The organism is Pseudarthrobacter albicanus (genome assembly GCF_018224015.1).
In the GTDB taxonomy this organism is placed as follows: Bacteria; Actinomycetota; Actinomycetes; order Actinomycetales; family Micrococcaceae; genus Arthrobacter; species Arthrobacter albicanus.
Genome location: NZ_JAGPOT010000025.1, coordinates 55,582 through 79,462, shown reverse-complemented (window position 1 = coordinate 79,462; position 23,881 = coordinate 55,582). Strand labels below are relative to the sequence as shown.

The following is a 23,881-nucleotide window of genomic DNA, read 5'->3' as shown; positions in this document are numbered from 1 at the left end:
GGCCTGCCGGCGCCGGCGGGTGTGGCCTGCCGGCGGGTAGGGCGGGCCGCCGCCGTCGGCGCCGGGCTGTAACGCCGGGCCGCCGGTTCCAGGCCGCAGCGGCCCCGGCGGTAGGGTTGATGCCATGACCGAACAACTCGCAGTCGCCGTGCTGGGCGCGAACGGGCGCATGGGCGCCGAAGCGGTGAAGGCTGTCGAAGCCGCCGCTGACCTGAAGCTCGTGGCGGCCCTGGGCCGGAACGATCCGCTCGACACGCTGCTCTCGTCCGGCGCCCGGATCGTGGTGGACCTGACGGTCCCCGGCAGCACCGAGGCCAACGTCCGCTTCGCCGTCGAACACGGCCTCCACGCCGTCGTCGGCACCACCGGCTGGGACGCGGACCGGCTGGCACGGCTCGCGGATCTCCTCGCCGGCAAGCCCGGCGTCGGCGTCCTGATCGCGCCCAACTTCGCCCTCGGCTCGGTGCTGGCCTCGGCCTTCGCCGCCAGGGCCGCCAGGTATTTCGAGTCGGTCGAAATCATCGAACTGCACCACCCGGACAAGGTGGACGCCCCCTCGGGAACGGCCGTGCGCACCGCGCAGCTCATCTCGGCCGAGCGTGCCGCCGCCGGCGTCGCCCCGAGCCCGGATGCCACCAGCACCGGGCGCCCGGGCGCGCGCGGCTGCGACGTCGACGGCGTCCGCGTCCACAGCGTCCGCCTGCGCGGCCTCGTGGCGCACCAGGAAGTCCTGCTGGGCGGCCCGGGGGAGCAGCTGACCCTCCGGCACGACTCGTTCGACCGGGCCTCCTTCATGCCCGGCGTGCTGCTGGGCGTCCGCAACGTCGCCGCGAATCCGGGCCTCACCGTGGGCCTGGACGGCTACCTGGACCTGGGACTCTGAGCGCCATGGCGAATGTGCTGGCCACCCTGAAAACCAAGCGCACCAAGATCTGGGTCGGCGCCGTCACCCTGCTGCTGGTCTTCTACCTCGTGGTGTCCTTCCAGCGCTCGGTGCTGCTGATGTCCGACCCCAACCCGGTGGCCAAGGCCATCGGCGTCGCCTACCTCCTGCTGCCCGCCATCGGGGCCTGGGCCCTGGTCCGCGAGCTGCTGTTCGGCGCCCGCACCGAGCGGATGGCGAAAATTCTTGAAGCCGAAGGCGGTCTGCCGGAGGACAACCTGCCGCGGACGCCCGCCGGACGGATCATCCGCGCGGCCGCCGACCTCGAATTCGAAAAGTACCGGACCGAAACGGAAGCGGCCCCGGAGGACTGGCGCTCCTGGTTCCGGCTCAGCTGCGCCTACGACGCCGCCGGCGACCGCAAGCGCGCCCGCGCCTCGATGCGCGACGCCGAACGGCTCTTCCGCGCCAAGGCGCCGGCGGCCTGACCCCCTCGCCTGCCCCCGTCTTGCGCGGCCCCCTCTCTGGGCTGGCCCCGTCTCAGCGGAGGCGGGCCGGCTGGTAGCGGCCGAGCCGGTTGGCCGCATGCGCCGGCCATTCCAGCGGCCCGCGCCACCTGAGCGCGGCGATTGCCGTGCCGATCACCACGACGGCGGCGGCCTGGGCCCAGTAGACGGCCTCCACCGTCCAGCCGGCCGGCAGCGGCTGCCCGTACAGGGCCGCCATGACGCACAGGTGCGCGGTATACAGGCTCAAGGTCATCGCGCCGGCGCCGCGCAGCGGGAGCAACAGATCCAGCTCGACCCATTGGCCGAGCCTGCCGAGCAGCAGGCAGGCACCGATAACGGCCGCCGCGACACCGGAGGTGTGGAGCAGATCCAGCGTGGTGCCGGAATGCGGGGCGGCGGTCGCCAGCCACCACCATGACCCCGACTGTTCAATGCCGGCCAGGTTGACCTGAAGCAGGCTGTCGAGCGGGTACGCCGGGTCCGCGAACCGTGCCTGGAGGGCTGCCAGGCCACCCCAGTCCTCCATCATCACGATGCCGAGCCATTTGGCCAGGACCGCCACCACGGTCCCGCCGGCCAGCAGCAGGACCTGCACCACCGCCGTCGACACGGCCAGCCGGCCGACCGCGAGGCCGATCAGCAGATACGCGATCCACTGGAACACCGGATAGTAGCCGGTCAGGAAGAGGTCACCCAGCATTCTCGCGGGGGTGGACAGGTCCTCCCACCCGGGGTTGTGTCCCAGCTGCAGGGGCGGCCTGGCGGCCAGCAGCCAGGGCCGCAGCAGGTAGGCCAGCACCGGGGTGACGAGCACCCAGGCGGCCGCGAGTCCGAACAGGCGTTTCGCGCCGAGTCCGATGAACGGCAGGACGCAGAGGAACAGCGCGGCGTAGTGGACCAGGATGATGGCGATGTTGACTTCCAGCCCGCCCAGCGACAGTCCGACGGCGCCCACCACCAGTGCCCGGCACGCGATGCCCCGGCGGGCCGCCGCCAGCCCGGATCCCTCGAGCGGCTGCTGCTTCCCGGTGGACAGCGCCAGCCCGACGCCGGCCAGCACGGCGAAGAGCGCCGAGGCGCGTCCGGAAAATACCAGCCCGACCCAGGTCGGGGTGAGCTGCGCGTCTGATTCGAAGGTGGGCAGCACATGGGTCGCCATCATGCCCAGCAGGGCCAGTCCGCGGGCGGCATCGATGCCGGCCAGGCGGAGGCCGACTGGTCTGCCCTTGGCGGGCTTGGCGCCGCTGGCGGCCTTGCCCTTGGCGCCGCTGGCGGCCCGGCGTTTGGCGGTCCGGGCAGTGGAAGCCAATCCGCGCGGGGTCATCGTCCGATCGTCTCATATCCGGCTGTGCGGCGGTCCCGGGCTACTTTGAAGTCCCAAGCCACGGAAACCCGGCCCGGCGACGGCGTGTCGGCGCCAAAGCCCCCCCCGGACCGCGGGGACCAGATATGCAGACGGCCCCGCGCGCGCTGAAATTCCCCGGCTTTGACTTCGCGACCCCGGAAATCCCCGGTGCTTCCGGTGGCCGCGGTCCGAAGATGCCGACGGCCGTGGTCCGGGGCTACTTTGAAGTCCCAAGCCACGGAAACCCGGCCCGGCGACGGCGTGTCGGCGCCAAAGCCCCCCCGGACCGCGGGGACCAGATATGCAGACGGCCCCGCACGCGCTGAAATTCCCCGGCTTTGACTTCGCGACCCCGGAAATCCCCGGTGATTCCGAGGAACGCGCCGGACCAGCCCTTCAAAGGTGGGGGGCATGCCTATCCGGTTAGCTCAGCTCTTGTGATGTTGGCCCGGTCCGACCGTGATTATTTGGATGTAGGCGGTCGCCGATTCGTTAGCGCCGAGACCCAGCAGGGTCTGGAAGGCGGCCATGGGCACCGCGGGCGCCGAAGGCCTTCCGGCCAGCGACAAGCCGCCAGATAAGCCCGCCAAGCCCCATCATCGGGGAACCGGTGCTGAACTCCACAATCGACCGCGGAAAATCAGGACGAACCATAAATCCTCACACTCACTGAGTTAACCGGATAGGCATGGTGGGGAATTCCCGTGACGGAAGGGGTGTCGCCCCCGGTCTTGTATTCGAATATATGTTCGAATACCATGGGGCCATGGACAACGCATCAGAGCCTGCTATTCCGGACCCTGCTTTTCGGGACCACGCCTCTCCGGACCACGCTTCTCCCCGGGATGCATCCGGCGTGCTGAAGGCGATGAGCCCGGGCGTGGTGGATTTCCTCTTTCGGCGGCTCGTCGCTGGGGAAGCGGCGGAGGACGTCCACTGGCACAGGGAAGGCACGGCGCTCTCCGCCCAGACGCCCGGCGCCGAGCTTGCCCGGAGGCTGTCCGAGACAGACCTCGAGGCGCTCACGCCCGCCGAGCTGTTCCACTACGGGCGGGCCGCGCAACGGCTTGCCGCCTGGGCGGAAGCCCTGCGGGAGGGTGCGGTCGGCCGATACTGCGCGGCGCCCCCCGGCGGCGGCCCTCCGCCTGCCTGACTGGCCCCGGGGCGGCCCTCCGCCTGCCTGACCGGCCCCGGGGCGCCCCGCGCCTTGCCTGACCGGCCCCGGGGCGCCCCGCGCCTTGCCTGACCGGCCCCGGGGCGCCCCGGGCGCCCCCGCCTGCCTGACAGACTCCGCGCCTTGCCTGACAGGCCCGCGGGCGGCATGCCGGGTGACACCCCGCTGTAGGGCCTGCTGCCCGGGCCACGGCATGCCTAGGATGGCAGCATGACCACCGCGCTGACGCTCTCCGCGATCCAGTACCAGGCCCTTGGCGGCGGCCTGGCCGCCAACGTGCCCGAGCACATCCGCCTCATCGAGGACGCCGAATCGCACGGCGCCCGGCTCGTGATCTTCCCGGAACTGTCCCTCATCGGCTATCAGCTGGACCTGTTGGCGGATCCCCGGCAGTGGGTGACCACAGCGGACAACACGCTCGGCGGCCTCCGGGAGATCTGCCGGCGGACCGGCATCACCGCGGTCGTGGGCGCAGCCTTCAAGGAACCGGACGACACGCCGCGGCTGGCCTCGCTCGCCGTCCATCCCACCGGCGTAGTGGAGGCCGGCTTCAAAGCCAGGCTGCACGGACCCGAGCAGCAGCATTTCAGCGCCGGGGAGCGGGCAGCCGTACTGGACCTCGACGGCTGGAAGATCGCGCTGGCCATCTGCTTCGACGCAGCCCATCCGGACCACGCGGGGGACGCGTCGGCGGCGGGCGCGGATATCTACGCCGTCTCGGGCCTCTACACGGCCGGGCAGGACCACCGGCTCGCCCTGCACCTCGGGGCCCGTGCCATGGACAACCGGATGTTCACCGTGCTGGCCAACCTGGGCGGCACCACGCCGCTCGGTCCGTCCTGCGGGCTGAGCGGTTTCTGGGGCCCCGACGGGCTCCCGCTCCGCCAGGCGGGCGGGACGGGGACGGAGGTGCTGACCGCGACGCTGCAACACAGCGCCCTGGAACGCCGGGCCCCGGACGGAGTGCCCAAGGGTGCCGCGGCCGGACCGCAATGACGCGCGGACCGCCGACTTTGACGCGCATCACGCCGCCGCCATTGTCCTAACACGCCGTGGACAGGGTAACGTTTTTACCATGGCTGACTCTGACATTCGCTCGTACACGTTCGGAACCCTTGTGACCGCCATGGTCACGCCTTTCACCACCGACGGGCAAGTCGACTACCAGAAGTCCGCAGAGCTGGCCAGCAAGCTCGTCGACGATGGCAATGACGCCCTCGTCATCTCCGGCACCACCGGCGAAACATCGACGCTGGAGGACGACGAAAAAGAGCGGCTGTTCCGCGTCATCGTCGACGCGGTGGGGGACCGGGCCAAGGTTATCGCCGGCACCGGCACCAACCACACCTCGCACTCGATCGAGATGGCCAAGCGCGCCGCCAAGGCCGGCGCCCACGGGCAGCTGATCGTCACCCCGTACTACAACAAGCCGAGCCAGGCCGGTATCCAGGCCCATATCGAAGCCGTCGCCGACGCCGCCGACCTTCCCGTCATGGTCTACGACATCCCCGGCCGCGCCGGGGTCCCGATCCTGCCCGAGACCATGATCCGGCTCGCGGACCATCCCCGGATTGTGGCGCTCAAGGACGCGAAGGCTGACTTCGCGGCCGTGACCCGCGTCCTGGCGAACACCGACCTCGATGTCTACTCCGGCGATGACGGACTGACCCTGCCGTGGATGGCAGCGGGCGCCGTCGGCCTGGTCAGCGTCACGGCGCACGTGGCGACGCGCCAGTTCCGCGCCATGATTGACGCCGCACTTGCGGGCGATTTTGCTACCGCCCGCACCTTACATTTCGAACTGGACCCCGTGGTCCGTGCAGTGATGACCCATATCCAGGGTGCTGTAGCTGCCAAGCAGGTTCTTAAGTGGCAGGGAGTCCTGCCCAACTCGGTTGTCCGTTTGCCCCTCGTGGAGCCGGGCGAGGCCGAGATCGCAACCATCCGCGAGGATTTGGCGGAAGCAGGGCTGGTCTTTCCCTGATCGGGTGTTTTTCCCGATCGGCCAAGACCAGTCCAGTTTCCGCTTGGAAAGTAGTGCACTATGACCCAAACCGCCCTTCCCGGCCTTGTTACGCCGCCCAAACTCACCAAGGACACGCTGCGGATTGTGCCGCTCGGCGGCCTGGGGGAGATCGGCCGCAACATGACGGTCTTCGAAGTCGACGGCAAACTGCTCATCGTCGACTGCGGTGTCCTCTTCCCTGAGGAGACCCAGCCCGGCGTCGACCTGATCCTGCCCGATTTCTCCTACATCGAGAACCGGCTCGAGGACATCGTTGCCGTCGTCCTGACCCACGGCCACGAGGACCACATCGGCGCGGTCCCCTACCTGCTGCGCCTGCGCGCCGACATTCCCCTGGTGGGCTCCCGGCTGACGCTGGCCCTCATCGAGGCGAAGCTGCAGGAGCACCGGATCAAGCCCGTCATGCAGACTGTCACCGAGGGACAGGTTCAAAAGTTCGGCCCGTTCGAATGCGAATTCATAGCCGTCAACCACTCCATCCCCGACGCCTTGGCCGTGTTCATCCGCACCGCGGGCGGCACCGTGCTGCATACCGGCGACTTCAAGATGGACCAGCTGCCCCTCGACGGCCGGATCACCGACCTCCGGCACTTCGCCAAACTGGGTGAAGAAGGCGTGGACCTGTTCATGTCGGACTCCACCAACGCCGACGTCCCGGGCTTCACCACTGCCGAGAAGGACATCGGGCCCACCCTGGACCGGCTCTTCGGCCAGGCCTCCAAGCGCCTGATCGTGGCCTCGTTCTCCTCGCACGTGCACCGCGTCCAGCAGGTCCTCGACGCCGCCGCCAACCACAACCGCAAGGTTGCCTTCGTCGGCCGCTCGATGGTCCGCAACATGACCATCGCCGAGAAGCTTGGCTACCTGGACGTCCCGGCCGGCATCCTGGTCGACATCAAGAACATCGACAACCTGCCGGACAACCGTGTGGTGCTCATGTCCACCGGTTCCCAGGGCGAGCCGATGGCGGCCCTGTCCCGCATGGCCAACGGCGACCACCGCGTCGTCGTCGGCCAGGGCGACACTGTCATTCTCGCCTCCAGCCTCATCCCGGGCAACGAGAACGCCGTCTTCCGCATCATCAACGGCCTGCTCAAGCTCGGCGCCGACGTCATCCACAAGGGCAACGCAAAGGTCCACGTTTCCGGCCACGCCGCCGCCGGGGAACTGCTGTACTGCTACAACATCCTTGAGCCGCTCAACGCGATGCCGGTGCACGGCGAGACCCGCCACCTGATCGCCAACGGCAAGATCGCGCTCGACTCCGGCGTCCCCGAGGAGAGCATCCTGCTGGCGGACAACGGCACGGTCATCGACCTCCGGGACCACCAGGCCGACATCGTGGGCCAGGTCGAGGTCGGCTTCGTCTACGTCGACGGCTCCAGCGTCGGCGAAGTCACCGAAGCCGATCTGAAGGACCGCCAGACCCTCGGCGACGAAGGCTTCATCTCGATCATCACGGTCATCCACCGCGCCACCGGCAAGGTCGTTTCCGGGCCGGAGATCCACGCCCGCGGCGTGGCCGAGGATGATTCCGTCTTCGACGAGATCATCCCCAAGATCAACGCCGCCCTGGAGGAGGCCGTGCTGAACCGCACGGACCACACCACGCACCAGCTGCAGCAGGTTGTCCGCCGCGTTGTCGGCACCTGGGTCAACCGCAAGCTGCGCCGCAAGCCCCTGATCATCCCGGTGGTCCTGGAGGCGTAAGCGCCCACGCGCGCGCTCAGCGCCCAAGCCCAGCGCTCAAGCACAACCCAGACGCGGCCTTCCCGGCCTGCTGGCAGCCACCCGGCTGCCGCAGGCGGGGGAGGCCGTTCCTGCATGCCGGGGCGCCCCGGCCCTGGCGGGACGCAGATAGGACACAGTCGGGAAACCGGTGCCCGCCCGATCCAACATGGCTCCCGGAAAGCCCGGAAATCCGGGGTTTCCGGCCCGGGATCGGGTACCGTGGCAGGTATGGCGACACGTACTTCCCCCGCGCCTAGAGGAAACTCAAGCGGCAAATCAGGCAGCTCCACGGGCCGGAGCTCCGGCACGGCCGCATCCAAAACCGGCCGGCCGCAGGGAACCGCGCGCACCCGGCAACTGGCCGCCGTGGAGCCGAAGCAGCCCTGGCTGGTGCGGATGGTGGCCGGAGCCTGGCTTGGCCTGGGCCACGTCGTCGGTGCCGGCATCCGGCGGATCGGCCAGGACGTCAGCGATCTCGCCCCCGGGGAACGCCGCGATGGCGCCGCCCTGTTCAACCTTGCGCTCGGCGTCTTCATCGCCACCTTCGCCTGGTGGGGTTTCCGGGGCTGGCTCCCGGACCTGGTCTTCGGGGTCGTCAACGGCACGTTCGGCGCCATGGCCCTGCTGCTGCCGCTTATGCTCTTTGTCTGCGCCTTCCGGCTGTTCCGCCAGCCCGTTGACGGCCGCGGCAACAACCGGATCGGGATCGGCTTCCTGATCATGACCCTTGCCGGCTCCGGCCTTGCCCATATCATCGGCGGGCAGCCTGCCGTCGCCGACGGCTTCGACGGGCTGCGCCGCGCGGGCGGCATGCTCGGCTACCTGGCCGCCGCGCCTCTGGCTGCCCTCCATGCCTCGGTCCCGGTGGCGGTCTACAGCGTGCTCGCCTTCGTCTCCCTGCTCATCATCACGGCCACCCCCTTCGGCGCCATTCCCGGCCGGCTGCGGGACGCCTATGAACACCTGATGGGGATCGACCTGCAGGACGGCGACGGCGGTGGCCACGACCGCAGCTACCTGTACGAAAACGACGCCGCCGCGGCCCCGCCCAGGAAGAAGCGCCGGCGCCTCTTCGGCAAGGACCACGACGCCGATGCCCGCCTCGAAGGCTACGTCGGCGACGAAGCGTTCGAGCATGCCCTCATCGACGACGACGACGTTGCCGGGGAGGCAGGGGGAGCCGCGGGCTCCACCTCAGTGGCGCCCGGCGTGCGCCGGCCCACCCTGGCCGAGATCGCCGTCGGGAAGATCAAGGCGGCCCAGGGCCTTGGTACTGCAGCAGGCAGCACCGCCGGCAGTGTCTCCGGATTGGCGGGGGAGAACGCCACCGAGGCCATCCCGCTCGTCACCCCGGGCATGGTGGCCGCGGGATCGCTGAACCCGGCCGCCCCGGCGCCCGGTGCCGCGGCCGTTGCCGCCGCCGCGCAGGTTCCCTCCCGCCCGGCCGCCCCGCCCCCGCTGCCGACGCCGATTCCGCAGCGTACCGAACAGCTCTCCCTGGCCGGCGACGTCACCTACACGCTGCCGGCGTCGGATGTGCTGACCCCGGGCTCCGTCCCCAAGGAGCGCACCGAGGCCAACGACGCGATCGTGGCCTCGCTGACGGAGACCCTCAACCAGTTCAATGTCGAGGCCCAGGTCACCGGCTTCAGCCGCGGCCCCACGGTCACGCGGTACGAAATCGAGCTGTCCCCGGGCACCAAGGTGGAACGCGTCACCGCCCTGTCCAAGAACATCTCCTATGCCGTGGCCAGCTCCGACGTGCGCATCCTGAGCCCCATTCCCGGCAGGTCCGCGATCGGCATCGAGATCCCCAACACGGACCGCGAGACCGTGTCGCTGGGCGACGTGCTGCGCAGCCAGAACGCCCGCCGCACGGAGCACCCCATGGTGATCGGCGTCGGCAAGGACGTCGAGGGCGGCTACGTTGTCGCAAACCTCGCCAAGATGCCGCACCTCCTGGTGGCCGGCGCCACGGGTGCCGGCAAGTCGGCGTTCGTCAACGCCATGATCACCTCCATCCTGATGCGCGCCACCCCCGACGAGGTCCGCATGGTCATGGTGGACCCCAAGCGCGTGGAACTCACCGCCTACGAAGGCGTCCCGCACCTCATCACGCCCATCATCACCAACCCGAAGAAGGCCGCCGAGGCCCTGCAGTGGGTGGTCCGGGAAATGGACGCCCGGTACGACGACCTCGCCAATTACGGCTTCAAACACATCGACGACTTCAACAAGGGCGTCCGGGCCGGCAAGGTCATCCCGCCGGAGGGTTCCAAGCGGGTCATCCGGCCCTACCCGTACCTGCTGGTGATCGTGGACGAGCTCGCCGACCTCATGATGGTGGCCCCGCGCGACGTCGAGGATTCCATCGTCCGGATCACCCAGCTGGCCCGCGCGGCCGGCATCCACCTGGTCCTCGCCACCCAGCGCCCTTCAGTGGACGTCGTCACCGGCCTGATCAAGGCCAATGTGCCCTCCCGGATGGCGTTCGCGACGTCCTCCGTCACCGACTCCCGCGTGGTCCTGGACCAGCCGGGGGCCGAGAAACTGATCGGCCAGGGCGACGCGCTCTTCCTGCCCATGGGCGCCTCCAAGGCCATGCGCGTGCAGGGCGCCTGGGTCACTGAATCCGAGATCCACAATGTCGTCGAACACGTCAAGGGCCAGCTCAAGGCCGTCTACCGTGACGACGTCGCCCCCGACGCGCCCAAGAAGCAGATCGACGACGACATCGGGGACGACCTCGATGTCCTGCTGCAGGCCACCGAACTTGTGGTCACCACCCAGTTCGGCTCCACCTCGATGCTGCAGCGCAAGCTCCGCGTCGGTTTTGCGAAGGCCGGCCGGCTCATGGACCTGCTCGAATCCAGGGGAGTGGTGGGCCCCTCCGAGGGGTCCAAGGCCCGCGACGTCCTTGTGAAGCCGGACGACCTCGCCGCCGTCCTGGCCGCGATGAACGGCCTGGACGTGCCCGCCGTCGCCGATTCCCAGACGGCCGCGCTGAGCGATAACGCGAACGCCAACATCGCCCAGGGCGGCTACGCCGAGGACCTCGTCGCCGCCGATCTGGACCAGCGGGCCCAGTCGGTGCACTACTTTGACGGTGCCGACGGCGCCGACGGCGGGTCCGGCGGGGATGAAGACGGCTCCGAGGACGCCTGGTCGCTCACCGGACGGTAGCCTAGGAGGGTGACTAGCTCCGAAGCGAACAGCCCCGGGCCCGCCGCGCGGATCTGGAACCTGCCGAACATCCTGACGATGCTGCGGATTGTGCTGGTGCCCTTCTTCGTCTGGCTGCTCGTCGCCGATGCCCCCGGACTGCACCCGCAGAACGGACTCTGGCGCTGGATTGCCGCCGCGCTGTTCGCCGTGGCCATCTACACCGACAAGCTCGACGGCGACATCGCCCGCAGCCGCGGGCTCGTGACGGACTTCGGCAAGATCGCGGACCCGATCGCGGACAAGCTCCTGATCGGCTCCGCCCTGGTCATGCTCTCGCTGCTCCAGGAGCTTCCCTGGTGGGTCACCATCCTGATCCTGGTGCGGGAATGGGGCATCACGGCCCTGCGTTTCTTCGTCATCCGTTACGGCGTGATTCCGGCCTCGCGCGGCGGAAAGCTCAAAACCGTCGTGCAGACCGCGGCCATTTTCCTCTACATCATTCCGCTGGCCTCCCTCACGCCGTGGCTCGGCGGCCTCGCCTTCGCGGTCATGATGGTGGCCCTGGCCATCACGCTCTGGACCGGCGGCGAGTACGTCATCGAGGCGCTCAAGCTGCGTTCCAGCGGCATCAGGGCAAAGAAACAGGACGTCCAGGAGGGCAAGGCATGACCGATCTGAACCCCAATCTTCACCCCAACCTGCACCGCATCGCCGGCCAGGCGGTCGACGGCGCCATCGGCCGCGGGCTGACAGTGGCCACCGGCGAATCCCTCACCGCCGGCATGCTGGCCGCCATGCTGGCCGACACCCCCGGAGCCTCCGAAATGCTGCAGGGCGGCGTCGTGTCCTACCAGAACGCGGTCAAAGTCGATGTGCTGGGGGTGCCGCGCGAACTGCTCGACGCCGTCGGCTCCGTGGACGGGCAGGTCGCCGCGGCGATGGCCGCCGGGGCGCGGAGGATCTGCGGCGCCGACATCGGGGTGTCCACCACCGGTGTGGCCGGCCCGGAGCCGCACGACGGAAAGGCCGTCGGCACCGTCTTCATCGGCCTCGCCACGGCGGACGGGTCGACGTCGTACGGCTACGCCTTCGAGGGAAGCCGGCCGGAAATCCGTGCCCTCGCCTGCGCCGCCGCCCTGGAGCGCCTGCTCGAAGCCCTATCTTCCTGAAGCTGCCGGGCGTAATGTTGCCGGGAACAAAAGTTGATTCCTAATAGTTGTTACATTGTGTCGCCTCCGAATATAGGAGGCGCCTAGGATGAAGGCATCAATTGTTCGCTGTGATGGCGAACTCGACTTACGAGGGAGCAAGGCGATACAGATGGTAAAGCAGCCCGTATCCGTAAACGGCGTTGTCCGCTGGAAGGATGTGGGCCTCGCCGATCAGGCAAAGAGCGAACAGAAGGGGCGCAAGATGGTTGTACTTCGTCACGAAATCGGTGATGTGCTTCGCGATGTCCGCCAACGCCAAGGCCGTACCCTCCGCGAAGTCTCGCACAGCGCCCGCGTTTCCCTGGGCTACCTGAGTGAAGTGGAACGCGGCCAGAAGGAAGCCTCCTCGGAGCTGCTGTCCTCGATCTGCTCGGCCCTGGAAGTGCCGCTCTCGCTGATGCTCCGTGAAGTCAGCGACCGCGTCGCCGTCGCCGAGGGCGTCGCAGTTCCTGACACCGTTCCGCAGGAGTTCGCGCAGCGCTATGGCCGCGACCTGGACCGGGAACTCAACTCGGACCTGAACGAGGAACTGGCCAAGGGGCTGCTCTCCGGCGCACGCTAGGCCGAGTCCAAAGCCGCTACTACTCTGATGAGAAGGCCCCCGGCTACGTGCCGGGGGCCTTCTTCGTCGCGGGCCGTGCTGCGGGCCGTGCTGCGGGCCACGCCTCCGGCCAGCGGGTGCGCCGGGTAGTACGCTAGGCGGTCTCGTCCTTGGGGAAGCCGTCCCGTTCGTAGATGGCGTTCAGCTTTGCCATGTAGGTGGCGAGCGTCTGCAGTTCCTCCGGCGGCCACTCCGCCAGCCGTTCCCGGAAGACCTCGCGCCGGGCGTCCTGCACCTGGTGCATTTTCTCCTCGCCCCGGGGGGTGAGCCTGATGGACTGCGCGCGGCCGTCGAGGGGGTCGGCTTCCTTGGATACCAGGCCCAGGCTTTCAAGGAAAGCGATCTGCCGGCTCACGGAGGGCTTGCCGACGCCGATGCTCGAGGCCAGTTCGGTCAGGCGGATGGGACCCTGGCGGCGGATCACGCTGAGGAGGCCATAGGCGGCCGGTTCCATGTCCGGGTGGACCTGGCGCGACAGCTGATGGGAAACGGAACGGCCGCGGCGCCAGAGCACGCTTATCTGGTGCTCGACGGCGGTCAGCGCCGCCTCCGTGGGGTCCTCGGCACCGCCGGAGGCGCCGGGTCCTTCGATTGGGTTGCTCATGGCAACAATTCTAGGGTCCCGCGCCGTGAGAGACTTTATCGGTGCGAATCAGTGACTTTTGGCGGCTCATGGACGACGAGTTCGGGGCCGGATACTCCCGCGTCGTCGCCAGTTCCCTGGTCCTGGCGGGCGTCGGGGACCGTACGGCCGAGCAGGCCCTGGGTGCCGGTGTTCCGCCGCGGCAGGTCTGGCTCGCTCTGTGCGACGTCCAGGACGTCCCGCCCGAGCGGCGGCTGGGCCGCGACGTTAAACCGCGTTAAAACGCGTTAGACAACCTTTCACAACGGCGGCCGGAGGGCCGCCGGCGGCCCGGCCGAGGAAGGCCGGCGTTGACACACCCCCCGATTGTTCGAATATCTGTTCGGATAGGGCTATGCTTTTTTCAGAGCGTTTTCCACATGCGCGACGTCGGCCGGCAATATTGTCGGCGGGTGGCATTAGCGTCAGTGATGACAGAAAAACGGCCGCAACGGCCACTCCACAGCGAGAAAGCATTAGAGGTGTGAACCATGGCCGCAGCCCCGGATCGTGAAAAGGCGCTCGAAGCAGCGCTTGCCCAGATTGACAAGCAGTTCGGCAAAGGGTCCGTCATGCGACTGGGCGACGAAGTCCGTGCGCCGATCGAGGTCATCCCGACCGGCTCGATTGCACTGGACATAGCCTTGGGAATTGGCGGACTGCCCCGCGGCCGCATCGTTGAGATCTACGGTCCGGAATCCTCCGGTAAGACCACCGTGGCACTGCACGCGGTGGCCAGCGCCCAGCGCATGGGCGGCATCGCCGCCTTCATCGACGCCGAACACGCCCTCGATCCCGAATACGCTGCCAGGCTGGGCGTGGACACCGACGCCCTCCTGGTCTCGCAGCCGGACACCGGCGAGCAGGCCCTGGAGATCATGGACATGCTCATCGGCTCCGGCTCCCTCGACGTCATCGTCATCGACTCCGTCGCCGCGCTGGTTCCCCGTGCCGAAATCGAAGGCGACATGGGCGACAGCCACGTCGGCCTCCAGGCCCGCCTGATGAGCCAGGCCCTGCGTAAGATCACCGGCCGGCTTAGCCAGACCAAGACCACCGCCATCTTCATCAACCAGTTGCGCGAAAAGATCGGCGTGTTCTTCGGCTCCCCGGAAACCACCACCGGCGGCAAGGCGCTGAAGTTCTACGCGTCCATCCGAATCGACGTCCGCCGGATCCAGACCCTCAAGGAGGGCGCGGACTCCGTCGGTAACCGCACCAAGGCCAAGATCGTCAAGAACAAGATGGCTCCGCCCTTCAAGATCGCCGAATTCGACATCATCTACGGCCAGGGCATTTCCCGCGAAGGCGGCATCATCGACATGGGTGTCGAGCACGGCATCATCAAGAAGTCCGGTTCCTGGTTCACCTACGACGGCGACCAGCTGGGCCAGGGCATGGAGAACTCCCGCCGCTTCCTGCGCGACAACCCTGAGCTGGCCGCCGAGCTCGAGCGCCTCATCAAGGAGAAGCTCGGCGTCGGCGTGAAGCCGCCGGCCGAGACCGAAGCATCGCCGAAGCTGAAGGCCGTTGACGGTTTCTAACGGCAGGGCGCGTCAGCGGTCAGGGTTCCATGCACGGAATCCTGACCGCGGCCTCGCGGAAGGCGGCTTCGCGGAGATTGCCGGTCCTGCCGGTGAGGCAGCTGCCCGCGCGGTGTCCCGTACGGTGCCGCCGGACAACGAAGCAACGCCGGATTCTGCAGCGGTGCCGGAACCTGAAGCGGCGCCGGACCGCGACGCCGATCCGGCCGCCGTGGCCCGGGCCATTGTGCTCCGGCAGCTGACGAATTCACCGAAAAGCCGGTTGCAGCTTTCCCGCAAGCTGGCCGAGCGCAACGTCCCCGAGGACGTCGCCGAGGCTGTGCTGGACCGCTTCGAGGAAGTGCGCCTCATCAACGACGCCGAGTTTGCCGAGATGTGGGTGCGCAGCCGCTCCCAGACCCGCAAGCTCGCCAAGGGTGCGCTGCGGCGTGAGCTGGCCGAAAAGGGCATTGACCCGGATACGGCGGCCGGCGCCCTGGAACAGCTCAGCGACGAGGACGAGGAGTCCGCCGCCCGCGGACTCGTGGAACGCAAGCTCCGGGGAGCCCGCGGCCTGGAGGACCGCGCCGAGCGGGACAAGGCCACCCGCCGGCTGGCCTCCATGCTCGCGCGCAAGGGCTACCAGCCCTCGCAGGCGTTCCGGATTGTCGGCGAGGTCCTCGATGCCGCGGGCCGTACCGAACCGGATCTCTGATTCCGCCGCGGCACGGCAGGCACGGGCCCGCAGCGGCGCCGGCAGGACCCCCACGCGGCGCCGGTGCCGAACCGGTACCCTTAACAGGTGAGTTTGACCATTCCTTCCCCAGCAGCCGGCACCACTCCTTCCATCGATTCCGCCTCATCCCCTGACACGCCGCGGCCCCGCACTTACCAGGTACGCACCTTCGGGTGCCAGATGAACGTGCACGATTCCGAACGCATGTCCGGGATGCTGGAGGCCGCCGGCTACGTCCCCGCTGCCGGCGAGCAGGCCGACGTCGTCGTCTTCAATACCTGCGCGGTGCGGGAGAATGCCGACAACAAGCTCTATGGCAACCTCGGCATGCTGGCCCCGGTCAAGGCCGCCAACCCCGGCATGCAGATCGCGGTGGGCGGGTGCCTCGCGCAGAAGGACCGCGAGACCATCCTGAAGAAGGCCCCCTGGGTTGACGCCGTGTTCGGGACCCACAACGTCGGCGCCCTGCCGGCCCTGCTGGAGCGGGCGCGCCACAACAACGAGGCGCAGCTGGAAATCCTCGAGTCCCTGGACGTCTTCCCGTCCACCCTCCCCACCAAGCGTGATTCGGTCTATGCCGGCTGGGTGTCCATCTCGGTGGGCTGCAACAACACATGCACCTTCTGCATCGTCCCTGCCCTGCGCGGCAAGGAGAAGGACCGCCGCCCCGGCGACATCCTGGCCGAGATCCAGGCCCTCGTCGACGACGGCGCCATCGAAGTGACGCTGCTGGGGCAGAACGTGAACTCCTACGGCGTGGAATTCGGCGACCGGCAGGCGTTCTCGAAGCTGCTGCGCGCCTGCGGCGACATCCCCGGCCTGGAACGGGTCCGGTTCACCAGCCCGCACCCGGCGGCCTTCACCGACGACGTGATCGACGCCATGGCCGAAACGCCCAATGTCATGCCCCAGCTGCACATGCCGCTGCAGTCGGGCTCGGACAAGGTCCTCAAAGACATGAGGCGGTCCTACCGCTCCACCAAATTCCTTGGCATCCTGGACAAGGTCCGCGGGAAGATGCCGCACGCCGCGATTTCCACGGACATCATCGTCGGGTTCCCCGGCGAGACAGAAGAGGACTTCCAGGCCACCCTCGACGTCGTGGAGAAGTCCCGCTTCGCCACCGCCTTCACGTTCCAGTACTCCAAGCGCCCCGGCACCCCCGCCGCGGACCTGCCGGACCAGCTCCCCAAGGCCGTGGTGCAGGAACGCTTCGAGCGGCTGACCGCCCTGCAGGACCGGATCGCGGCCGAGGAAAACGCCCGCCAGCTGGGCCGCCGCGTGGAGGTCATGGTCACCGCGCAGTCCGGCCGCAAAGCCGGGGAAACCCACCGCCTCTCCGGCCGCGCCCAGGACCAGCGGCTCGTCCACTTCTCGGTGCCCGCCGGCGCCGACGTGCCGCGCCCGGGCGACCTCGTCACGGTAACCATCACGGCGGCCGCCGCCTTCCACCTTGTAGCGGACCCTGCCTCGGCCGCCGACTACAGCCTCCGCCGCTCCCGCGCCGGCGACGCGTGGGACCGCTCCCAGGCCGAGTCCTGCGGGGTTCCCGCCCCGGGTGCCAGCTCCGGCAGGACCGGCGTGTCCCTGGGTATGCCGGGCCTCCCGGCCCGCGGCCGCTAGCCTGGTGGCCGTCCCGCCGGAAGGCACGACGCCGACCACGCAAGGCGCGACGCGGACGCCGGATGCCGCGCCGCCCGCGCGAGCAGAGGGACCTGCCGCGCCCGACGCGCCGCCGGTGATCGCCGTCGTCGGGCCGACCGGCTCCGGCAAGTCCGATCTCGCCGTCTCGCTCGCGCTGGAACTCGGCGGCGAGGTCATCAACGCCGACTCCATGCAGTTCTACCGCGGCATGGATATCGGGACGGCGAAGATCACCGGGGCCGAACGCCAGGGCGTGCCGCACCACCTCCTGGACATCATGGACGTGACCGAGGAAGCCAGTGTCTCCGGCTTCCAGCAGCAGGCACGGGCCCTGATTGCCGGGATCCACGGCCGCGGGAAACGGGCGATCCTGGCCGGCGGCTCCGGGCTGTACGTCCGCGCGGCCCTCGACGTCCTGGAGTTTCCCGGCACGGACCCTGCCATCCGGCGCCGCCTCGAGGCGGAGCTGGCAGCGGCGGGAGCGGCGCCGCTGCGGGCCCGGCTGGAACGTGTCGACCCGGTGTCCGCGGGCAGGCTCGCCGACACCCGCCGGATCGTCCGCGCCCTGGAGGTGTTCGAACTGACCGGGCGGCCCTTCAGCTCCTTCATGCCCACCCGCGAGTACTTCGCGCCGGCCGTGCAGATCGGGCTGGAGGTGGACCGCCCGCTGCTCCACGAACGGCTCGGCCGCCGTGTCCACCGCATGGTGGACCAGGGCCTGCTCGAAGAAGTGAGGACGCTCGACGCAGCGGGACTCCGGCTGGGGAAGACCGCGCCCCGGGCCCTCGGCTACGCCCAGTTCCTCAAGGTCCTCGACGGCGAATCGGACGTGGACCAGGCCGCGGAGGCAACGATCATCGCCACCCGGCAGTTCGCCCGGCGCCAGCTCACCTGGTTCCGCGCGGATCCGCGCATCACCTGGCTTGACTGGCAGGATCCGGAGCTGGCGGCCAAGGCCGCCGCGCTCTGCCGTCAAGCCTTCACCGGACCGGTAACCTTGGAACATGGACGAATCCTTGGCAGTGGCCGCCGACCGTAACGCTGAGCCCGGCACTGCAGCCCTGAGCGGACTGAAGTTTTCCAAGGGCCACGGCACCGGCAACGACTTCGTGCTGATCGCGGATCCCACCGGCGCCCTCGCCGTCACTCCCGGGCAGGTCGCCGCGCTGTGCGACCGCCACCGGGGGATCGGCGGCGACGGGCTGATCCGCGCCGTCCCGTCCCGGCTGCTCCCCGAAGGCCAGGAGCTGCTGGCACAGCACCCGGAGGCCGAGTGGTTCATGGACTACCGCAACGGTGACGGCTCGCTCTCGGAAATGTGCGGCAACGGTGTCCGGGTGTTCGTGCACTTCCTGATAGCCGAAGGCCTGGTCGATCTGCCGGCAGGGAAGTCCCTGACCATCGGCACCCGCGGCGGGGCGAAGACGATCGTCCGCACGGCGGCCGGCTACGCCGTGGACATGGGCCCCTGGGAATTCATCTTCCCGGGCGAGGCCACCGCCCGGGCCATGGATTCGCTGGTCAGCGCCACGGGGCTGGAAGTGGCCAGGCCAGCGCTCTCGGTCAGCATGGGCAACCCGCATACGGTCGTGGCCCTCGCCGAACCGGCAGAGCTGGAAGCGACCCAGCTGTTCACCGCACCCCACGTTGACCCGGCGCCCCCGCACGGCACGAACGTGGAGTTCGTTGTGCCGTCCGAGCCGCTGGTCCACGACGGCGTGGGGACCATCACCATGCGGGTGCACGAGCGGGGAGTGGGGGAGACCCAGTCCTGCGGCACCGGCGCCTGCGCCGCCGCCGTCGCGATCCGCCACTGGGCCGGCCAGGGCGCACCGGACGCCTGGAACGTCCACGTGCCCGGCGGCGTCGTGAGTGTGAAGTTCTTCCTCGGCCCGGAGGGGCACGAGCACGTCGAGCTCAGCGGCCCGGCCGTGATCGTGGCTAGCGGGACGCTTTCCTGACCCGCAGGATCCGGAAGGACTTCGAGGTGCTCTCCCGGGTGACCGTGAAGCTGGAATCCAGCTCGGCCGCCAGCCAGCGCTGAAGTGAATCCGAGCCCAGGTTCTTCTGCACCACCAGCCAGGCAGAGCCGCCGGGTGCGAGCCGGGGCAGCCAGAGGAGCAACAGGGCGTGAAGCTCATCCTTGCCGATCCGGATGGGCGGGTTGGACCAGATCGTGTCGAAGCGAAGCTCCGGGTCCACGGCGTCCGGAGTGCTGGCCGTGACATTTCCCAGCCCCAGCAGGGCGGCGTTCTCGTTCGTCAGCGCCACGCAGCGCTCATTGACATCCACCGCGTAGACCTGTGCGTGCGGGGCCCGCAGCGCCAGGGTCAGCGCGACCGGACCCCAGCCGCAGCCGATGTCGAGCAGGTTTCCCTGCGGTGCCGGGGCGGGCGCCTCGGCGAGCAGCACCGCCGTCCCCTTGTCGATGCCGTCCGGGCTGAAGATCGCCGAGGACGTCTGCAGGTGGCGCGTTTCACCGGCAAGCTCCACGGTCAGTGGCTTGCGGGTGAACGGCCCGGCTGGCTGGGCGCTGAAATAGTGTGCAGACTCCATAACTGGCCAGATTAGTTGGCTGGCGGCCCCGATGGGAAACCGGGGCGCGGGCGGATCAGCGCGGTCTGCTAGGCTTAAATACATGATCTTGAACTTCAAGTAGCCGGCACGGGTTTCAACCACACGGCCTGAAACCCGTCCCCGCAGCGACGCAGGTTGATACCTTCCGCTCGGCGCCCCCACAGGGAACTCACAGCAGTGACCTCACCGGTCCGGCGCGCCTTTCACTTGGAGTCCCGTAATGCTGAACGCATAAATTCTTTCACCCCATCGCCGCCTTTTCCCTCCCTCAATTTCACAGCTCCGCCTCGGAGCCCACCCTGCCGCCGGCGCCGCCGCCGCAGGCATCCCAGGAGGCCCGGATGACCACCAGTCGTCAGCCCAGCGCGAATACCGCGCCACACAGCAACAATCGGCACTATTCTGAAAGTGCCGAACCTTCGAAGGAGACCATGACCAGTCAGCCCAACACCGGACCCGATTCAGCAGCCTCGGACATGAGTCCCGAGGAAATCCAGGCTGTTATCGACCGGATCCTCTCCAAGGACGCCCCCGCCCGGAACGCAGTCCGCAGTGCCGGTCCGGATGACGACGGCGCCGACCCCAGGACGGTGCTCGGCCGGGCCCAGGCGATCTCCGGGCTGGCGGAGGAACACGGCAGCTACGACGGCGACCAGCAGGACCTCGAGGAACGGCACGCCCTGCGCCGTACCGCCGGCCTGTCCACCGAACTCGAAGACGTCACCGAAGTCGAATACCGCCAGCTGCGCCTGGAGCGCGTCGTGCTGGCCGGGCTCTGGACCGAAGGCACCCTCGCCGACGCCGAGAACTCCCTGCGCGAACTCGCGGCCCTGGCCGAGACGGCCGGCTCGGAAGTCCTCGACGGGCTCGTCCAGCGCCGCCAGAAGCCCGATCCGGGCACCTTCCTCGGCTCCGGCAAGGCCCAGGAGCTCAAGGACATCGTGATGTCCACCGGCGCGGACACGGTCGTGGTCGACGCCGAACTCGCACCCTCCCAGCGGCGTGCCCTCGAAGACATTGTCAAAGTCAAGGTCATCGACCGGACGGCCCTGATCCTGGACATCTTCGCGCAGCATGCCAAGAGCCGCGAGGGCAAGGCCCAGGTCGAACTGGCCCAGCTCGAATACCTGCTCCCGCGCCTTCGCGGTTGGGGCGAATCGATGTCCCGCCAGGCCGGTGGCCAGGTGGGCGGCGCCGGCGCCGGCATGGGCTCCCGCGGTCCCGGTGAAACCAAGATAGAACTGGACCGGCGCCGGATCCGCACCCGGGTGGCCAAGCTGCGGCGCGAAATCGCCGCGATGAAGCCGGCCCGGGAAACCAAGCGCGCCAACCGCCGTCGTAATGCCGTCCCCTCGGTGGCGATCGCCGGGTACACCAACGCGGGCAAGTCCTCGCTGCTGAACCGGCTGACCGACGCCGGTGTCCTGGTGGAGAACGCCCTGTTCGCCACCCTGGACCCGACGGTCCGCAAGGCCGAAACTTCGGACGGACTGGGCTACACCCTCGCCGACACCGTCGGCTTCGTCCGCTCGCTGCCCACCCAGCTCGTGGAGGCATTCCGCTCCACCCTGGAAGAGGTCGCCGACTCTGATCTGATCCTGCACATCGTGGACGTCTCCCACCCCGATCCGGAGGGCCAGATTGCCGCGGTCCGGGCAGTCTTCAGCGAAGTCGACGCCCGCAAGGTGCCGGAAATCATCGTCCTGAACAAGGCCGACGCCGCCGATCCCTTCGTGATCGAACGCCTCAAGCAGCGCGAACCGCGCCACGTCGTGGTTTCCGCACGCACCGGCGAGGGCATTCCGGAGCTGCTGAAGGCCATCAGCGAGGGCATTCCCCGGCCCAGCGTGAAGCTGGAACTGATGATCCCGTACAACCGCGGTGACCTGCTCAGCAAGCTCCACGACACCGACGCCGAGATCATCAGCCTCCAGCACGAGGAAACCGGCACCCGGGCCGTGGTGATGGTGCGCGAAGGCTTCGCCGCTGAACTGGATTCGTTCATCAGCAATGACTGACGCGGTGACCGGGGCTGATGCGCCTGGACCTGACGCGCCCACACCGGACGGCGGCCCGGCCGGCGAGCGGTTCGTGATCGAACTGCTCGACCGGGCCGTGTCCGGCATGGGCGGGCAGAGCCGCAGCGGCCAGCACGAAATGGCGCGGCAGGTGGCGCACGCGATCGACACCGGCGACCATCTGCTGGTCCAGGCCGGAACCGGCACGGGAAAGTCCCTGGCGTACCTGATTCCGCTGATCGCCCACTCGCTCGTCAGCGACAAGCCCACCCTGGTTTCCACCGCAACCCTGGCCCTGCAGACCCAGATCGTGGGCCGCGACCTTCCCCGGCTGCTCCAGACCATCACCCCCGCCCTCGAACGTCCCGTCAAGGTCGCGCTCGTCAAGGGCCGCTCCAACTACGTCTGCCGGCACAAGCTCGAGGGCGGGTTCCCGTCCGAGGAACCGTCCGAAGGCCAGCTGTTCTCCCTCGGCGAGGACACTTCCGTGCCGCACTTCGCGGCGGCCCTGGGCGGCCCGTCCTCCCAGCTGGGGAAGGAAATCGTCCGGCTGCGCGAATGGGCCGAGGACACGGCAACGGGGGACCGGGACGAACTTGTGCCCGGTGTCACGGACCGGGCCTGGCGGCAGGTCTCCGTCACCTCGATGGAATGCCTCGGCGCCCAGAAGTGCCCGCTCGCGGCCGAATGCTTCAGTGAACTGGCCCGGCAGAACGCCGCCGACGCCGACGTCGTCGTCACCAATCACGCCATGCTCGCCGTCAGCGCCTTCGAAGGCCTGGCCGTGCTCCCGGACTACGATGTCGTGGTCGTGGACGAGGCCCACGAGCTCCAGGACCGGGTCACCGGGGCCGTCTCCGGCCAGCTTTCCGTGGCCATGGTGCACGCCGCCGCCTCCGGCGCCCGCAAGCACACCGGCATCACCGTGGACGCGCTGAACAACGCGGCCTCCCACCTCGAACTTGCCATCGAAGGCGCACCCAGCGGCCTCCTGCCCAACGGGCTCAACAGCGAACAGCTGGACTGCGTCGACCAGTTGCGCGATGCCTGCCGCGCGGCCCTCTCCGATTCCAAGGGGGACGGCGCCAGCACGCCCGACGGCGGCCGCCAGCTCGCGCGCTCGCGCCTCATGGTCATCCTGGAACTCTGCGAGCGGCTCCTGGCCGCCGGCGAAAACCGCGAGGTCGTGTGGTTCTCCCGCAACAGCACCTTCGACCCGGCACAGGGATACTCCCCGCCGGACGAGAGCGCACCGGCGCTGATCAACGTGGCACCGCTCAGCGTTGCCGGGCGGCTGCGGGAAGGGCTGTTCGCGGACCACACCGTCATCCTGACCTCCGCGACGCTGGCGATCGGCTCCGCGTTCGAACCGACGGCCGGAGGCCTCGGCCTGGTGGGCCCCGGCGCGCCCAGCTGGACCGGCGTCGACGTCGGTTCCCCCTTCGACTATCCGAAGCAGGGCATCCTCTACGTCGCCAAGCACCTGCCCAAACCCGGCCGCGGAGCCTCACCGGAAGCCCTCGACGAGCTCGAGCGCCTGATCCGGGCCTCCGGGGGCGGCGCGCTGTGCCTCTTCTCCTCCCGGCGCGCCGCGGAGGACGCCGCGGGGGCCATGCGGCCCCGGCTGGACATGGACATCCTGTGCCAGGGGGATTCGACCATGACCGGGCTCGTGCGGCAGTTCGGCGAGGAGCCGGACACGTGCCTGTTCGGCACCATGTCCCTGTGGCAGGGCGTCGACGTACCCGGCGACTCCTGCCGGCTCGTGGTCATCGACCGGATTCCCTTCCCCCGGCCGGATGATCCGCTGATGACGGCCCGCTCACGGGCGGTGGCCCAGTCCGGCGGCAACGGTTTCATGTCCGTGTCGGCCACCCATGCCGCGATCCGGCTCGCCCAGGGGGCCGGCCGGCTGATCCGGTCGACGACGGACAAGGGCGTGGTGGCGGTGCTGGATTCGCGGCTGTCCACCGAACGCTACGGAGCCTTCCTCCGCGCCGCCTTGCCGCCGTTCTGGCCGACCACCGACCCTGCGGTCGCCCTGGCGGCCCTGGAACGGCTGTCGAAGGAGTCCCGGCAGGCTGCCACGTAGGCGCAGGGAACAGCCGGCGGGCAG

General features: G+C 69.0%; 21 protein-coding genes. 18 read left to right on the top strand and 3 right to left on the bottom strand.

Going from position 1 to position 23,881, the window contains the following annotated elements; all coding sequences use genetic code 11:
* The first annotated feature begins 124 nt into the window (after positions 1-124).
* Together dapB and J9611_RS07760 are read left to right on the top strand one after the other, a co-directional pair.
* Positions 125-883, top strand: a complete 759-nt coding sequence (gene dapB, locus J9611_RS07765; protein WP_211879082.1) for a 4-hydroxy-tetrahydrodipicolinate reductase — start codon at positions 125-127, stop codon at positions 881-883.
* Between the two features lie 5 nt (positions 884-888).
* Positions 889-1,371, top strand: coding sequence for a hypothetical protein (locus J9611_RS07760; RefSeq protein ID WP_211879080.1), 483 nt, complete (start codon positions 889-891; stop codon positions 1,369-1,371).
* A 52-nt stretch (positions 1,372-1,423) separates the two neighbouring features.
* Here J9611_RS07760 and J9611_RS07755 read toward each other — a convergent pair whose 3' ends face one another.
* Positions 1,424-2,716, bottom strand: a complete 1,293-nt coding sequence (locus J9611_RS07755) for a heparan-alpha-glucosaminide N-acetyltransferase domain-containing protein (RefSeq protein ID WP_211879078.1) — start codon at positions 2,714-2,716, stop codon at positions 1,424-1,426.
* A 787-nt stretch (positions 2,717-3,503) separates the two neighbouring features.
* Here J9611_RS07755 and J9611_RS07750 point away from each other — a divergent pair.
* From J9611_RS07750 to J9611_RS07715, 8 genes are all read left to right on the top strand, one after another.
* Complete coding sequence (locus J9611_RS07750) at positions 3,504-3,890, top strand: hypothetical protein (RefSeq protein WP_246527508.1); 387 nt, start codon at positions 3,504-3,506, stop codon at positions 3,888-3,890.
* Between the two features lie 231 nt (positions 3,891-4,121).
* On the top strand, positions 4,122-4,907 hold the full coding sequence (locus tag J9611_RS07745) for a carbon-nitrogen hydrolase family protein (RefSeq protein ID WP_211879076.1): 786 nt from the start codon (positions 4,122-4,124) through the stop codon (positions 4,905-4,907).
* A 79-nt stretch (positions 4,908-4,986) separates the two neighbouring features.
* Positions 4,987-5,895, top strand: a complete 909-nt coding sequence (gene dapA, locus J9611_RS07740) for a 4-hydroxy-tetrahydrodipicolinate synthase (protein ID WP_211879075.1) — start codon at positions 4,987-4,989, stop codon at positions 5,893-5,895.
* 60 nt (positions 5,896-5,955) lie between these two features.
* Positions 5,956-7,647, top strand: coding sequence for a ribonuclease J (locus J9611_RS07735; protein ID WP_211879074.1), 1,692 nt, complete (start codon positions 5,956-5,958; stop codon positions 7,645-7,647).
* A 249-nt stretch (positions 7,648-7,896) separates the two neighbouring features.
* Positions 7,897-10,851: a DNA translocase FtsK gene (locus J9611_RS07730; protein WP_211879073.1), complete on the top strand. Its 2,955-nt coding sequence runs from the start codon at positions 7,897-7,899 to the stop codon at positions 10,849-10,851.
* Between the two features lie 9 nt (positions 10,852-10,860).
* On the top strand, positions 10,861-11,502 hold the full coding sequence (gene pgsA / locus J9611_RS07725; RefSeq protein ID WP_211879072.1) for a CDP-diacylglycerol--glycerol-3-phosphate 3-phosphatidyltransferase: 642 nt from the start codon (positions 10,861-10,863) through the stop codon (positions 11,500-11,502).
* On the top strand, positions 11,499-12,002 hold the full coding sequence (locus tag J9611_RS07720) for a CinA family protein (protein WP_211879070.1): 504 nt from the start codon (positions 11,499-11,501) through the stop codon (positions 12,000-12,002). The genes pgsA and J9611_RS07720 overlap by 4 nt, the downstream gene beginning before the upstream one ends.
* 151 nt (positions 12,003-12,153) lie before the next feature.
* Complete coding sequence (locus J9611_RS07715) at positions 12,154-12,606, top strand: helix-turn-helix domain-containing protein (protein WP_211879069.1); 453 nt, start codon at positions 12,154-12,156, stop codon at positions 12,604-12,606.
* Positions 12,607-12,739: 133 nt separating this feature from the next.
* Here the strand turns inward: J9611_RS07715 and J9611_RS07710 are convergent, their stop codons facing one another.
* Complete coding sequence (locus J9611_RS07710) at positions 12,740-13,249, bottom strand: MarR family winged helix-turn-helix transcriptional regulator (protein ID WP_211879068.1); 510 nt, start codon at positions 13,247-13,249, stop codon at positions 12,740-12,742.
* A 41-nt stretch (positions 13,250-13,290) separates the two neighbouring features.
* On the opposite strand from J9611_RS07710, the gene J9611_RS07705 reads away from it, so the two are divergent.
* The 6 genes from J9611_RS07705 to dapF all read left to right on the top strand — a co-directional run bounded on the left by J9611_RS07705 (position 13,291) and on the right by dapF (position 19,131).
* Positions 13,291-13,509, top strand: a complete 219-nt coding sequence (locus tag J9611_RS07705) for a DUF3046 domain-containing protein (protein WP_211879067.1) — start codon at positions 13,291-13,293, stop codon at positions 13,507-13,509.
* A gap of 249 nt (positions 13,510-13,758) precedes the next feature.
* Positions 13,759-14,811, top strand: coding sequence for a recombinase RecA (gene recA / locus J9611_RS07700; RefSeq protein WP_211879066.1), 1,053 nt, complete (start codon positions 13,759-13,761; stop codon positions 14,809-14,811).
* Between the two features lie 163 nt (positions 14,812-14,974).
* Positions 14,975-15,505, top strand: coding sequence for a regulatory protein RecX (locus J9611_RS07695; RefSeq protein ID WP_307857042.1), 531 nt, complete (start codon positions 14,975-14,977; stop codon positions 15,503-15,505).
* 87 nt (positions 15,506-15,592) lie between these two features.
* Complete coding sequence (gene miaB, locus J9611_RS07690; protein WP_211879065.1) at positions 15,593-17,149, top strand: tRNA (N6-isopentenyl adenosine(37)-C2)-methylthiotransferase MiaB; 1,557 nt, start codon at positions 15,593-15,595, stop codon at positions 17,147-17,149.
* 115 nt (positions 17,150-17,264) lie between these two features.
* Positions 17,265-18,209 (top strand): tRNA (adenosine(37)-N6)-dimethylallyltransferase MiaA, encoded by a 945-nt coding sequence (gene miaA, locus J9611_RS07685; RefSeq protein ID WP_211879127.1) that lies wholly within the window; start codon positions 17,265-17,267, stop codon positions 18,207-18,209.
* The gene (gene dapF, locus J9611_RS07680; protein WP_211879063.1) at positions 18,175-19,131 is read left to right on the top strand and encodes a diaminopimelate epimerase; all 957 of its coding nucleotides are present in this window, start codon (positions 18,175-18,177) and stop codon (positions 19,129-19,131) included. The genes miaA and dapF overlap by 35 nt, the downstream gene beginning before the upstream one ends.
* On the opposite strand, the gene J9611_RS07675 is transcribed toward dapF, so the two are convergent.
* Positions 19,112-19,726 (bottom strand): class I SAM-dependent methyltransferase, encoded by a 615-nt coding sequence (locus tag J9611_RS07675; RefSeq protein WP_211879062.1) that lies wholly within the window; start codon positions 19,724-19,726, stop codon positions 19,112-19,114. The genes dapF and J9611_RS07675 overlap by 20 nt on opposite strands.
* A 452-nt stretch (positions 19,727-20,178) precedes the next feature.
* On the opposite strand from J9611_RS07675, the gene hflX reads away from it, so the two are divergent.
* Positions 20,179-21,765 (top strand): GTPase HflX, encoded by a 1,587-nt coding sequence (hflX, locus tag J9611_RS07670; protein ID WP_211879061.1) that lies wholly within the window; start codon positions 20,179-20,181, stop codon positions 21,763-21,765.
* Entirely contained in the window at positions 21,758-23,857 is a 2,100-nt protein-coding gene (locus J9611_RS07665; RefSeq protein WP_281414539.1) for an ATP-dependent DNA helicase, read from the top strand. The genes hflX and J9611_RS07665 overlap by 8 nt, the downstream gene beginning before the upstream one ends.
* Positions 23,858-23,881: the final 24 nt, after the last annotated feature.

Coding starts and splice junctions, on each gene's coding strand:
- J9611_RS07665 (WP_281414539.1), top strand. CDS start 21,758: ATGACTGACGCGGTGACCGGGGCTGATGCGCCTGGACCTGACGCGCCC.
- J9611_RS07735 (WP_211879074.1), top strand. CDS start 5,956: ATGACCCAAACCGCCCTTCCCGGCCTTGTTACGCCGCCCAAACTCACC.
- recA (WP_211879066.1), top strand. CDS start 13,759: ATGGCCGCAGCCCCGGATCGTGAAAAGGCGCTCGAAGCAGCGCTTGCC.
- J9611_RS07760 (WP_211879080.1), top strand. CDS start 889: ATGGCGAATGTGCTGGCCACCCTGAAAACCAAGCGCACCAAGATCTGG.
- dapB (WP_211879082.1), top strand. CDS start 125: ATGACCGAACAACTCGCAGTCGCCGTGCTGGGCGCGAACGGGCGCATG.
- J9611_RS07715 (WP_211879069.1), top strand. CDS start 12,154: ATGGTAAAGCAGCCCGTATCCGTAAACGGCGTTGTCCGCTGGAAGGAT.
- hflX (WP_211879061.1), top strand. CDS start 20,179: ATGACCAGTCAGCCCAACACCGGACCCGATTCAGCAGCCTCGGACATG.
- dapA (WP_211879075.1), top strand. CDS start 4,987: ATGGCTGACTCTGACATTCGCTCGTACACGTTCGGAACCCTTGTGACC.
- dapF (WP_211879063.1), top strand. CDS start 18,175: ATGGACGAATCCTTGGCAGTGGCCGCCGACCGTAACGCTGAGCCCGGC.
- J9611_RS07745 (WP_211879076.1), top strand. CDS start 4,122: ATGACCACCGCGCTGACGCTCTCCGCGATCCAGTACCAGGCCCTTGGC.
- J9611_RS07730 (WP_211879073.1), top strand. CDS start 7,897: ATGGCGACACGTACTTCCCCCGCGCCTAGAGGAAACTCAAGCGGCAAA.
- J9611_RS07750 (WP_246527508.1), top strand. CDS start 3,504: ATGGACAACGCATCAGAGCCTGCTATTCCGGACCCTGCTTTTCGGGAC.
- J9611_RS07710 (WP_211879068.1), bottom strand. CDS start 13,249: ATGAGCAACCCAATCGAAGGACCCGGCGCCTCCGGCGGTGCCGAGGAC.
- J9611_RS07675 (WP_211879062.1), bottom strand. CDS start 19,726: ATGGAGTCTGCACACTATTTCAGCGCCCAGCCAGCCGGGCCGTTCACC.
- J9611_RS07755 (WP_211879078.1), bottom strand. CDS start 2,716: ATGACCCCGCGCGGATTGGCTTCCACTGCCCGGACCGCCAAACGCCGG.
- J9611_RS07720 (WP_211879070.1), top strand. CDS start 11,499: ATGACCGATCTGAACCCCAATCTTCACCCCAACCTGCACCGCATCGCC.